The organism is Winogradskyella pelagia, assembly GCF_017581965.1.
Classification (GTDB): Bacteria; Bacteroidota; Bacteroidia; order Flavobacteriales; family Flavobacteriaceae; genus Winogradskyella; species Winogradskyella pelagia.
The window spans coordinates 305105-318022 of sequence record NZ_JAGEVF010000001.1; the positions used below are offsets into that span (position 1 = coordinate 305105).

Annotated in this window: 9 protein-coding genes; 7 read left to right on the plus strand and 2 right to left on the minus strand. The window is 36.9% G+C overall.

From position 1 onward, the window contains the following. Positions 1-81 precede the first annotated feature (81 nt). The 5 genes from J4050_RS01420 (at position 82) to J4050_RS01440 (ending at position 8366) form a co-directional block, all read left to right on the plus strand. Positions 82-2925 carry a VPS10 domain-containing protein gene (locus J4050_RS01420; protein ID WP_208152153.1) on the plus strand — a complete coding sequence of 948 codons (2844 nt, stop codon included), beginning with the start codon at positions 82-84 and terminating at the stop codon, positions 2923-2925. Between the two features lie 123 nt (positions 2926-3048). Further along, on the plus strand, positions 3049-3735 hold the full coding sequence (locus J4050_RS01425) for a succinate dehydrogenase cytochrome b subunit (protein ID WP_208152154.1): 687 nt from the start codon (positions 3049-3051) through the stop codon (positions 3733-3735). 12 nt (positions 3736-3747) lie between these two features. After that, a complete protein-coding gene (locus J4050_RS01430) occupies positions 3748-5748 on the plus strand; it encodes a fumarate reductase/succinate dehydrogenase flavoprotein subunit (RefSeq protein WP_208152155.1) in 2001 nt (666 codons plus the stop codon). A 10-nt stretch (positions 5749-5758) separates the two neighbouring features. After that, positions 5759-6505 (plus strand): succinate dehydrogenase/fumarate reductase iron-sulfur subunit, encoded by a 747-nt coding sequence (locus J4050_RS01435; RefSeq protein WP_208152345.1) that lies wholly within the window; start codon positions 5759-5761, stop codon positions 6503-6505. An 88-nt stretch (positions 6506-6593) separates the two neighbouring features. Next, positions 6594-8366 carry a MutS-related protein gene (locus J4050_RS01440; protein ID WP_208152156.1) on the plus strand — a complete coding sequence of 591 codons (1773 nt, stop codon included), beginning with the start codon at positions 6594-6596 and terminating at the stop codon, positions 8364-8366. Positions 8367-8426: 60 nt separating this feature from the next. Here J4050_RS01440 and rpmA read toward each other — a convergent pair whose 3' ends face one another. Together rpmA and rplU are read right to left on the minus strand one after the other, a co-directional pair. Next, positions 8427-8687 carry a 50S ribosomal protein L27 gene (gene rpmA / locus J4050_RS01445; RefSeq protein ID WP_208152157.1) on the minus strand — a complete coding sequence of 87 codons (261 nt, stop codon included), beginning with the start codon at positions 8685-8687 and terminating at the stop codon, positions 8427-8429. A gap of 23 nt (positions 8688-8710) precedes the next feature. Beyond that, positions 8711-9241, minus strand: coding sequence for a 50S ribosomal protein L21 (gene rplU, locus J4050_RS01450; protein WP_208152158.1), 531 nt, complete (start codon positions 9239-9241; stop codon positions 8711-8713). Positions 9242-9508: 267 nt separating this feature from the next. On the opposite strand from rplU, the gene J4050_RS01455 reads away from it, so the two are divergent. Then, positions 9509-10828, plus strand: coding sequence for a M16 family metallopeptidase (locus J4050_RS01455; RefSeq protein ID WP_208152159.1), 1320 nt, complete (start codon positions 9509-9511; stop codon positions 10826-10828). Between the two features lie 22 nt (positions 10829-10850). After that, complete coding sequence (locus J4050_RS01460; RefSeq protein WP_208152160.1) at positions 10851-12908, plus strand: M16 family metallopeptidase; 2058 nt, start codon at positions 10851-10853, stop codon at positions 12906-12908. The last annotated feature ends 10 nt before the right edge of the window (positions 12909-12918 follow it).

Below are 12918 nucleotides of genomic sequence, written 5' to 3' on the forward strand. Positions count from 1 at the left end.
CTTTCGCCCAAACTTTAAAAAGAGGTTTGATGCTTTTACCTTAAATGCGTAATTTCATGCCACTAAAAAATTCCGACCAATATGTTACGACAAAATTTACTTGCCATTGGCATTGTATTGACTGCTTTTTTTGCCTTTTCACAACAACCGGCAACCACATCAGATGTTATTAGGCAAAGCCTAGAGCATAAAGCTGAAATGACTACTAATTCCTTGGTGAAGCAAGTGCCATTTGAAAATATTGGACCAACTGTAATGAGCGGTCGTGTGGTAGACTTGGATGTTAATCCTGAAATGCCTTCAGAATTTTATGTCGCCTATGCTTCTGGAGGCGTCTGGCATACCGTGAATAATGGTACAACCTTTACGCCAATTATGGATAATTCGCCTACCCAAAATGTTGGTGATATTGCGATGCATTGGCCAACCCGAACCTTGTATGTAGGGACAGGAGAGAATAATGCCTCGCGATCGTCTTACGCAGGAATCGGAATTTTAAAAACAATCGATAACGGACAAAGTTGGGCTAATGTTGGCCTATTAGATTCGCATCATATCGGACGAATTTTAGTTCATCCAGAAAATCCAGATGTTGTGGTCGTTGGTGTTACAGGGCATTTATATTCAGCCAACAAAGAACGTGGTATATATAAAACAACAGATGGGGGCGCAACGTGGCAGCAGACCTTATTTATAGATGACACCACTGGGATTATTGACCTTAGGCATAGTCCAGAAAATTATGACCTTATGTTTGCCACCTCATGGACCAAGGATCGTAAGGCTTGGAACTTTACTGGAAACGGAAATAACTCCGCAATTTACAAGAGTACCGATGCTGGTGAAACCTGGACTAAAGTATCCACAGAAAAAAGCGGTTTTCCAACTGGAGAAGGCGTAGGTAGGATTGGTGTTGCTATTTTTAATGACAATACAATTTATGCCATACACGATAGTCAATTTAGAAGACCAGATGAGGAAAATAAGGACGAGCAACGAGGATTAGTAAAGGAAGATTTTAAAAGTATGACATCCTCTGAATTTCTTGCCTTGGATGACAAAAAATTGAACACATTTTTAAAGACCAATGGATTTCAAGAAAAATATAGAGCTCAAAACGTAAAGCAGATGGTGCGATCTGGAAATGTAAAACCAATTGATTTGGCAAAATACCTTGAAGATGCCAATTCATTATTGTTTGATACACCTGTTGTGGGTGCTGAGGTATACAAAAGTACAGATGGAGGTAAAAGCTGGTCTAAAACCCATGACGGCTATTTAGATGGCTTGTATTACAGCTATGGATATTACTTTGGGCATATTCATGTTTCTCCTGCCAATTTAAATCATATTTATATATATGGTGTTCCTATTTTGAAATCAAAGGATGGTGGAAAATCATTCAAATCTATTAGTGCTAATAATGTGCACTCCGATCACCATGCCTTGTGGATTAATCCTAAAAATCCAAATCATATTATAAATGGTAATGATGGCGGAGTGAACATTACTTATGACGATGGCGAACATTGGATTAAGAATAACTCACCCTCTGTGGGTCAGTTTTATGCCATAAATGTTGACAACGAAAAACCATATAATGTTTATGGAGGCCTACAAGATAACGGCGTATGGAAAGGTGCGCATAATGCTAGGGAGGATAAAAGATGGCAGCAAACTGGGCAATACCCATGGAAAAGTATCATGGGCGGTGACGGAATGCAGGTGCAAATTGATACTAGGAATTCTGATATTGTCTACACAGGTTTTCAATTTGGAAACTACTTCAGATTAAATCTAGGTACTGGTGACCGTAAATTTATTCAGCCCAAGCATACGTTAGGAGAAAACCCATATCGATTTAATTGGCAAACACCTGTGTTATTATCGCCTCACAATCAAGATATCGTCTATTTTGGTGCAAATAAATTGATGCGTTCCATGAACCAAGGTAATGATTGGGAGGCCATCAGTGAAGACCTTACTAATGGAGGAAAGAGAGGAAATGTAGCTTATGGGACGTTAACATCAATTAGTGAGAGCCCATTTCAATTTGGACTAATTTATACAGGTAGCGATGATGGTCTGGTGTACCGTACTACTAATGCAGGAGGTACGTGGACTAAACTATCAAATAATCTGCCAAAGGATTTATGGGTGAGTCGGGTTGTAGCCTCAAAACATAAAAAAGAGCGTGTTTATGTTACACTTAATGGTTACAGATGGGATGACTTTGGTGTTTATGCTTACAGGAGTGAAGACTACGGAAACACATGGATTGACATCAGTGGAAATATTCCAGATGCTCCGGTAAATGTTATAGCAGAAGATCCTGAGAACGAAAATGTACTTTATCTAGGTACGGATAATGGTGCCTACGTCTCCTTTAATGGCGGCGATTCTTGGGAGATTTTCAGCAAAGGATTACCCAATGTAGCTATTCACGATATGGTTGTTCAGCCAAAAGCAAAACACCTTTTGCTAGGAACACATGGGCGAAGCATTTATAAGGCTAATATTGCACCATTGCAACAAATGGATGATGAACTAAAAGAAAATCCCATTACTTTTTTTGAAATAGAACCCATAAGATATTCGCGTCGATGGGGCAATGCTTGGAGCCAATTTTCAGAGGCTTATGAGCCACAAACTGAAATTAAGTTTTACAGTTCTAGTTCTGGGGAAAGAAGCATGACAGTTATGTCTCAATCTGGGATAGAAGTTAATCAAATAAAAGTTCCTGTGGAGAAAGGCTTTAATTTTGTAACCTATAATTTGGAACTAACAGAAAAAGGGCGCAAAGAATTAATGAAAGCTGACAAGGATTTAGATATTACCAAAGCAAGTAATGGAAAGTATTATTTACCAAAAGGCAAATACATACTAGAAATGGAAGATGCAAGAACTGAACTTGAAATAAAGTAGCTTAAGATTAAGATTTGACTTTTAATTAAAATCATTCTAAATAAATAATTATGATTAACGTCAGTTGCTAAAACGTGGCGTGTGCAGTATTTTTGTGAGACTAACACAAAGATTAGATCTACAATGAGTGGAATTTTTAAATCTTCCGTAGGTAGAAAGTTTGCAATGGCACTTTCTGCTTTTTTTCTTATGATTTTTTTGGTAATGCATGTTTCAATAAACTTCACTTCAGTTTTTAGTGAAGAGTTATTTAATAACATGTCACATTTTATGGGTACAAACCCTCTCGTTCAAGGCCTAATGCAGCCTATTTTAATAGTCGGTGTGGTGTTCCATTTTGTAATGGGATTTGTTTTAGAGGCAAAAAACAAAGCTTCAAGAGACGTTGGCTATGCTAAAAATGTAGCCAAAGATAATTCTACATGGATGAGTAGGAACATGTTGTTAACAGGAGCTGTAGTATTAGCATTTTTAGTACTTCATTTCTATGATTTTTGGATTCATGAAATGACCATTAAATATGTTCAAGGCGATATGAGCGGCTTAGTTGATGCTAATAATGCTGAATCTGGATTCCGCTATTATGATGAACTTCGAGAAAAGTTTGTGAGTCCGGTTCGCGTTTTAATTTATGTGGTTTCATTTGTTTTGTTGTCACTCCATTTATTACATGGCTTTAATTCGGCGTTTCAGTCAGTAGGAGCCAACAATAAATATGTAAAAAGTTTAAAAGGATTTAGTAAAGTGTATTCTATAGGGATTCCTGCGTTATTTATTTTCATCGCTGTTTACCATCACTTTACACATTAAAAAAAGAAGACTATGTCAATATTAGATTCTAAAATACCAGAAGGCCCTTTAGCGGACAAATGGACAAAACATAAAAATGATATCAACTTAGTTAATCCAGCAAATAAGCGATTAATTGATGTGATTATTGTTGGTACTGGTTTAGCTGGAGGTTCTGCCGCAGCAACCTTGGCTGAATTAGGATATAACGTAAAGGCGTTTTGTTTTCAAGACTCACCAAGACGTGCTCATTCTATTGCAGCACAAGGTGGTATTAATGCCGCTAAAAATTACCAAGGTGATGGTGATTCTACTTACAGATTGTTTTACGATACTGTAAAAGGCGGAGATTACCGTTCGCGTGAGGCCAACGTATATCGTTTAGCCGAAGTTTCAACAAATATCATTGACCAATGTGTAGCACAAGGCGTTCCTTTTGCAAGAGAGTATGGAGGCTTATTAGATAACCGTTCTTTTGGTGGTGTATTAGTGTCACGAACCTTTTATGCAAAAGGCCAAACAGGACAGCAATTATTACTTGGGGCCTACGCAGCAATGAATCGACAGATTGGTCGTGGTAAAATTAAAATGTACACACGACACGAAATGTTAGACGTGGTTGTAGTCGATGGCAAAGCAAGAGGTATTATAGCTCGTGATTTAGTAACTGGAGAGATTGAAAGACACTCGGCTCACGCTGTTGTTTTAGGAACTGGTGGTTACGGAAATGCCTTTTACCTGTCTACGTATGCCATGGGAAGTAATGTAACAGCAGCTTGGAAAGCACATAAACGCGGTGCCTTCTTTGCAAATCCATGTTACACACAAATTCATCCAACCTGTATTCCTGTTTCTGGCGACCATCAATCGAAGCTAACATTGATGTCTGAGTCATTAAGAAACGATGGACGTATTTGGGTTCCAAAACATAAAAAAGATGTTGAAGCCATCAGAAATGGTAGTCTAAAACCAACTGATTTGGCAGAGGAAGACAGAGATTATTACTTAGAGCGTCGTTATCCTGCGTTCGGTAACTTGGTACCACGTGACGTAGCATCAAGAGCAGCAAAAGAACGCTGTGATGCAGGTTATGGTGTTAACCAAACAGGTGAAGCGGTATATTTAGATTTTGCTTCAGCAATTGAGCGTTATGGTAAAGAGCAAGCGTATGTTAAGGGATTAAATGTTGAAGATAAAGCACTAATCACAAAACTCGGAAAAGAAGTGGTTGAGAATAAATATGGAAATCTCTTCCAGATGTATGAAAAAATTGTTGACCAGAATCCATACGAAACCCCAATGATGATTTATCCTGCGGTGCATTACACTATGGGTGGACTTTGGGTCGATTATAACCTAATGACAACCGTTCCTGGTTTGTATGCCATTGGTGAGGCTAATTTTTCTGACCATGGTGCTAACCGTCTTGGTGCTTCGGCATTAATGCAAGGTCTCGCTGATGGATATTTTGTGCTTCCATACACTATTGGAGATTATTTAGCGCATGATATTAGAACAGGAGAAATCCCCACCGATAGCAAAGAATTTGATGCTGCAGAAGAAAAAGTACGTGCCGAAATAGATAAGTTAGTTAATAACCAAGGCACTAAGTCTGTAGATTATTTCCATAAGAAATTAGGAAAAATCATGTGGAACAAATGTGGTATGGCGCGTAATGAAAAAGAATTAAAAGAAGCTATTTCTGAAATTGCTGCACTCCGTGAAGAATTCTATAAGGATGTTTTTGTTCCAGGTGAAGAAAATGAATACAATGAAGAGCTAGCCAAAGCCGGCCGTGTTGCTGATTTCTTAGAGCTGGGCGAATTATTTGCCAAAGATGCCTTGGAGCGTAACGAGTCTGCAGGAGGACACTTTAGAGAAGAATACCAGACTGAAAGTGGGGAAGCTTTAAGAGTAAAAGACTATCAATATGTTTCGGCATGGGAGTACAAAGGTCAGCCTAGTGAGGCCGTACACCATAAAGAACCATTAGAATATGAAAATATAGAAGTGAAAGAGAGAAGTTATAAATAAAATTGCTATGATGAATTTAACGTTAAAGATATGGCGTCAAAAAAACGCCAATGAAAAAGGAAAAATAGTGGACTATCCTGTATCTGGAATATCACCAGATATGTCTTTTCTTGAAATGTTGGATGTGTTAAACCAAGAATTGATAGAAAAAGGTAAAGAGCCAGTAGCATTTGATCACGATTGTAGAGAAGGTATATGTGGCACATGTTCATTATATATAAATGGACGTGCACATGGTCCGGCAACTAAAATTACGGCTTGTCAACTGCATATGAGAAGCTTTAAAGATGGAGATACTATTTATATTGAACCATGGAGAGCAAAAGCATTTCCTGTAGTAAAAGATTTGATTGTTGATAGAAGTTCTTTTGACAGAATACAACAAGCAGGTGGGTTTATTTCAGTGAATACATCTGGAAATACTCAAGATGCCAACGCTATTCCGATTGAAAAGGAACATGCAGACAAAGCTTTTGACGCAGCTACCTGTATCGGTTGTGGTGCGTGTGTAGCAAGTTGTAAAAACTCCTCGGCAATGTTATTTGTTTCAGCGAAAGTATCTCAATTTGCTTTGTTACCACAAGGTCAAGTCGAAGCTACGGATCGTGTAATGAATATGGTGAAACAAATGGATGAAGAAGGGTTTGGAAACTGTACTAATACTGGAGCGTGCGAAGTGGAATGCCCTAAAGGTATCTCCCTAGAGAATATAGCACGCATGAACCGCGAATATTTAACAGCAAGTTTAAAAGGTTAAGTTTCACATAGGTTTAATCTAACTTAAAAATAACCTAAAGTAATCCCAAGGTAAATTAATATCTTGGGATTCTTATTTTATAAAATCCATGGAAGATTCAATACAGTTTTATAATGACCAACTGAATAAGCATAAAGTTGAGGCCAAGAGACTGTTTAAAAAGTTAGGCCTTATGAGCCTGCTGCGATTGTCTGTATTTGTATTGACAGTCATTGGAATCTATATACTATTTCCAAAATGGCAACTCGCCCTTTTAACTGCAATTATTGGGATATCTGTTTTTTTAATATTACTATCACAGTATACAGATATAAAATCTCAGCGAGCACTCCACAGGCGACTAATTAAGATTAACGACAATGAAATAAGAATTGCCTCTGGGGATTTTCTAGGTCAACCTGAAGGTAAGGAGTATTTGCATGCAGAACACGCCTTTAGCATAGATATTGATATGTTTGGCCGTGGGTCATTTTTTCAGTTTATTAATAGAACGACCATTAAGGAAGGACAGGACACTTTGGTGAATTGTTTGTTGTCAAATACTGTTAAGGCTATTGAAAGTAGGCAAGAGGCGATAAAGGAACTCTCAACAACGCCAGAATGGATTCAGTTGTATTCGGGAATTTCCCAAGGTGTTACCGTAGAACATTCAGCACATTCAATTATAACATGGCTAAAAGGCTATAAGCCATTTCTTAAACGGTTTCATTATTGTGGAAGTATAGGGTTTAGCCTATTGTCTCTTGCTACCCTAGCACTGACTATTTTTGGTTTGTTCCCCATTGATATATTAGTTTACCTCATCATCATTGGATTAGGAATCACAGGCTTATATCTAAAGCACATAAATATCATAGCGCAACAAACAGAAAAAGCCAAGGATACGTTTAGACAGTACGCACTTCTTTTAGAACAAATCGAAGAAAAGGTATTTAGTTCCGAGATGTTGATTGACCAACAACGTAAAATAGAATGTGATGGTAAGAAAGCATCAACCATTTTTAAACAGTTTTCCAAGGCCTTAGATGCATTAGATAATCGCAATAATTTAATTTCCGCAATTTTTGGAAATGGTTACTTGCTTTGGGACATTAGGCAAACCTATCACATAGAAAAATGGATTATGGCCTATTCAGAAAAAGTAGCGGACTGGTTTGAGGTCGTGACTTTCTTCGATGCCTATAACAGTTTAGGAAATTTTGCTTTTAATCACCCAGAATATATATATCCAAATATCTCTAGTGCAGACCTCACTTTAGACTCAAAGGGTTTAGGGCATCCATTATTAGCCAAGGATAAGCGAATTACAAGTGATGTAAAAATATTAAAAGGCCAATTTTTTATTGTTACCGGAGCAAACATGGCTGGGAAAAGTACTTTTCTAAGAACTGTTGCCCTCCACATAGTAATGGCAAATGCCGGCCTGCCAGTTTGCGCTAAAACAAGTAATTATGCACCAATTAAACTCATTACAAGTATGCGAACCACAGATTCGTTAACTGACGACAGTTCGTATTTCTTTTCAGAGTTAACCCGATTAAAGTTTATAGTTGAAACCTTATCCACAGATTCTAATTATTTTGTGATTCTTGATGAAATTTTAAAAGGAACTAACAGCACCGATAAAGCAATAGGTTCTAGAAAGTTTGTGGAAAAATTGGTGGCATTAAAGGCTACAGGAATTATTGCCACCCACGATCTAAGCCTTACTGAAATCGAGTCTGAATTAAAATCTGTAAAGAATTACTTCTTTGATGCACAAATTAAAAACGATGAGCTATTTTTTGACTACAGATTAAAAGAAGGGGTTTGTAAAAACATGAATGCAAGTTTCTTATTAAAGAAAATGAATATCGTTTAAATAAAATACCCTTTCTGGTTTTCCAGAAAGGGTATTATTTTTATAACGAAAAACGTTTAGTTATGCCTGAAAAGGTTCTATAGAAACGTAAGACCGATTGTCTTTTTTCTTAGAAAACTTCACAACACCATCAACTTTAGCATGTAAAGTATGATCTTTTCCTTGGTATACATTTTCACCTGGGTGGTGTGTATTACCTCTTTGTCTAACCAGAATATTTCCTGCGATGGCAGCTTGTCCACCAAAGATTTTAACACCTAAGCGTTTCGATTCTGATTCTCTACCGTTCTTCGAACTTCCGACTCCTTTTTTATGTGCCATTTTATTTCGAGTTTAAAGGATTATTAACTTAATGCAGCAATTAAATCGGCTTTCTTCATTGAAGAATAACCAGTAATGCCTTTTGCTTTTGCCATCTCTTTTAATTCAGCAACCGTTTGTTTGCTTAAATCTTGAGAAGCTTCTTTAGTCTCAACTGATTTGGTTTCTGCCTTGGGAGTTGATTTAGACTCAACTTTGGCAGCTGGTTTTTCAGCTTTAGCTTTTTTAGCAGGTTTAGCACCTGAAGCTAAAATGCTATCAATTTGGATTTCTGTTATGGCTTGTCTGTGACCATTTTTAACACGGTATCCTTTACGTCTTTTCTTTTTAAAGACAATTACCTTGTCACCTTTAAGGTGCTTTAAGACTTTAGCACTTACCTGTGCACCGTCTATAGCCGGGGCGCCAACAGTTACTTTGTTACCGTCACCGATTAGAAGGACATTATCAAAAGATACTTTTTTTCCCTCGTCTTCAGCTAAACGATTAACAAAAACTTTTTGGTCTTTCTCAACTTTGAATTGATGCCCTGCTATCTCTACAATTGCGTACATAGCGTATCGTTTTTATTAATTTTTCTAAAATTAGATACTTTCAGTTTTCTGAAAGCGGATGCAAATATACTTCTAAATTCCTAATCTGCAAATCCTTTTAGGGCAGAGATTGCAATAATAATGGGAACTTATTGAAATACTCTTTCTGTTTTTAGGTATATTTTTTCAAAAATGAGTTGTCATTCCTTATTTTTGTGAGGATTATTGTAACAAGACAGGGCGTCTTGAGACAAACATTTAACAAATACAAACTTAATATACTGAATAATGAAAAAACAAATTTATTCTCTTTCACTTTTGCTATTAGTAACGTTGTTTACTAATGCTCAAAATGTGGAGTTTGAGGAGTATGATTTAGACAATGGGTTGCATGTTATCTTGCATCAAGACAATACAGCACCTGTTGTTATTACGTCTGTGTTCTATCACGTTGGTTCTAAAGATGAACAACCGGATAGAACTGGTTTTGCACACTTTTTTGAGCATCTCTTATTTGAAGGAACTGAAAATATAGAACGCGGAAAATGGTTTGAAATAGTGACATCTCATGGTGGTACTAATAACGCTACCACAGATTTTGATCGCACCTATTACTACGAAATTTTTCCATCTAACAATGTAGAATTGGGGTTATGGTTAGAATCTGAGCGTTTGTTACATCCTGTCATCAATCAAATCGGTGTAGATACCCAAAATGAAGTGGTTAAAGAAGAGAAACGCCTTAGAGTAGATAACCAACCCTATGGTAATCTTTTGGCTGAAGTTCAAAAGTTGCTATTTAAAAAGCATCCTTATAAAGGAACGGTAATTGGTGAAATGGAGCATCTAGATGCAGCGACTTTAGACGAGTTCCAAGCCTTTAATAAAAAGTTTTATGTACCAAACAATGGTACGTTGGTGGTCGCGGGTGATATTGATAAACCAGCAGTTAAGAAAATGATTCAAGACTATTTTGGTCCTATTCCAAGAGGAGCAGAAATAGAAAGGAATTTTCCTAAAGAAGACCCAATTACACAGGAGATAAGAGGCAAAGCATATGATGCCAACATTCAAATCCCTGCTGTAGTTGCAGCCTATAGAATTCCTGGAATGACAGATAGAGACTCTTACGTTCTTAGTATGATTTCTTCATACTTAAGTGGAGGAAAAAGTTCAGTACTATACAAGAAAATTGTAGACGAACAAAAACAAGCGCTTGCGGTACAGGCTGTAAATTTAAGTCTTGAAGACTATGGAGCATATATTCTATTTGGTATTCCATTGGGTGATGTTGCTCTTGACACCTTAATTACTGAAATGGATGAGGAGATTGTAAAAATTCAAAATGAACTGATTTCTGAACGTGATTTCCAAAAAATTCAGAACCAGTTTGAAAATAATTTTGTGAGCTCAAATTCGAGTGTAGAAGGTATTGCCGGGTCATTAGCCACCTACTATAATTACTATGGAGACACTAATTTAATCAATACAGAGATTGATATTTATCGTTCTATCACAAGAGAGGAAATGCAAAAGGTGGCCAAAAAATATTTAAATCCCAACCAACGCGTGATACTTGAATATTTACCAAAGAATGATGATCAATAACACCAAAACAACGAAACATATTATGAAAACAAAAATAACTTCACTTATTGTTCTATTAGTAATGGCAATTGGTGTTAATGCACAAGTGGATCGTTCTAAGATGCCAGAACCTGGGCCTTCACCTAAGATTGTCTTAGAAGAACCTACCGAATTTGAATTGAAAAACGGTATCAAGGTATTAGTGGTTGTTAACCGTAAATTACCAAGAGTATCCTATTCTCTAACTATAGATAACAAGCCAATACCAGAAGGAGATAAGGCCGGTGTGTCTGGCATATTAGCTGCAATGCTTGGGAATGGCACTACGAGCATTCCTAAAGATGAGTTTAATGACGAGATAGATTTTTTAGGAGCTAATTTAAATTTTGGGTCTAGCAGTGCTTTTGCTAGTGGACTTTCTAAATACAGCGATCGTATACTAGAGCTTATGGCAGATGCTGCCATCAACCCATTGTTGACTGAAGAGGAGTTTAATAAAGAAAAGGAAAGAGCAATTGAGAATATTAAGTCAAGTGAAAAGAGCGTAGATGTTGCTGCGAGCAGAGTGGGTAGTGCTTTATCTTTTGGTGCAAACCATCCTTATGGTGAATTTGAAACCGAAGAAACTTTAAATAATATTCAGTTTGCTGATGTTTTGGCATATTATGACGAATATTTTAATCCAAATAACGCCTATCTGGTTGTTGTTGGTGACGTAAAATTATTAGATATTGAGAGAAAGGTGAAAACCTATTTTGAGAACTGGGAGTCATCTATAGATGTGGGAATGACGTTGGCAGAGGTAATGCCTAATGCTCAATATACTCAAATCAATTTTGTGGATATGCCTAATGCGGTTCAATCGAATATTTCGTTGATGAATAATGTAGACATAAAAATGAACGATGAAGACTATCATTCAGTTTTAATTGCTAACAGGATATTGGGTGGCGGTTTCAATAGTTATTTAAATATGAATCTTCGTGAGGAGCATGGCTATACTTATGGTGCACGTTCTAATGTAAGTATGAATAGATGGGGAGCTTCTCGGTTCACAGCTGGAGCAGCAGTTAGAAATGCTGTTACGGATAGTGCCGTAGTAGAGACCCTCAAGGAAATAAAGAGGATTAAGACAGAACCGGTAGAAAGCAAGACTTTAAACGACGTAAAGGCAAGTTATGTTGGAGATTTTGTTCGTAGGTTAGAAAGTCCGCAAACCGTAGCGCGTTATGCTTTAAACATTGAGTTAAACAACTTGCCAGACGATTTTTATACGACTTATTTAGAAAAAATTAATTCAGTTTCTAAAGAAGATGTTCAGCGTGTAGCAAACAAATATTTTAAAACCGAAAACGCTAGGATTGTAGTTGTTGGTAAAGGCAGTGAAGTATTAGAAAATCTTGAGAAAACGGGCCTCCCAATTATGTACTACGATAAGTATGCGAATAAAACAGAGAAGCCTTCTTACGATTCTGAAATGCCAGATGGTGTAGATGCAAATTCTGTTATATCGGCATATTTAGAGGCCGTTGGTGGCAAGGCAAAAATTGATAATCTTAATTCTATTCTTGTGTCATATGAGGCTTCTGCAATGGGATCTACAATAGTAAGTGAGGAGAGACGTCTAGATGGAAAAACAGCACAGAGTTTATCCATGAATGGGAATCCAATGATGGCTGTTGTATTAACTAAGGATAAGGCAACCATGAATAAAAATCCGTTGCCAGAAAATATGGCTAACGACATGCGTATAATGGCTGGATTATTCCCAGAGCTTAATATGTTGAATTCAGATAAAGTTAAATTGGCAGGAGTAGAAGAGGTTGAAGGCGAAAAAGCCTATAAGGTTGAAGTTCCGGGAGATGTTATTTCTTTAGCTTACTATTATAGTATTGAAACAGGTTTAAAGATTAAAGAAGTGCAAACAACTTCAATGCAGGGACAAACTCAAAACCAAGAGACATTTCTAAAAGATTATCAAGCCTATGAGGGAATTAAATTCCCAAATGTAAGATCAGGGAGTCAAATGGGTCAAGTCATTGAGTTTAAAATAAAAGAAGTTAAAATCAACGAAGGTGTTTCTGAAGCAGATTTTGATTAATTAACAAAAG

Bases quoted from the DNA above. Each gene is read 5' to 3' on its own strand.
- J4050_RS01420 (WP_208152153.1), top strand. From the start codon at position 82: ATGTTACGACAAAATTTACTTGCCATTGGCATTGTATTGACTGCTTTT.
- J4050_RS01425 (WP_208152154.1), top strand. From the start codon at position 3,049: ATGAGTGGAATTTTTAAATCTTCCGTAGGTAGAAAGTTTGCAATGGCA.
- J4050_RS01430 (WP_208152155.1), top strand. From the start codon at position 3,748: ATGTCAATATTAGATTCTAAAATACCAGAAGGCCCTTTAGCGGACAAA.
- J4050_RS01435 (WP_208152345.1), top strand. From the start codon at position 5,759: ATGAATTTAACGTTAAAGATATGGCGTCAAAAAAACGCCAATGAAAAA.
- J4050_RS01440 (WP_208152156.1), top strand. From the start codon at position 6,594: ATGGAAGATTCAATACAGTTTTATAATGACCAACTGAATAAGCATAAA.
- rpmA (WP_208152157.1), bottom strand. From the start codon at position 8,687: ATGGCACATAAAAAAGGAGTCGGAAGTTCGAAGAACGGTAGAGAATCA.
- rplU (WP_208152158.1), bottom strand. From the start codon at position 9,241: ATGTACGCAATTGTAGAGATAGCAGGGCATCAATTCAAAGTTGAGAAA.
- J4050_RS01455 (WP_208152159.1), top strand. From the start codon at position 9,509: ATGAAAAAACAAATTTATTCTCTTTCACTTTTGCTATTAGTAACGTTG.
- J4050_RS01460 (WP_208152160.1), top strand. From the start codon at position 10,851: ATGAAAACAAAAATAACTTCACTTATTGTTCTATTAGTAATGGCAATT.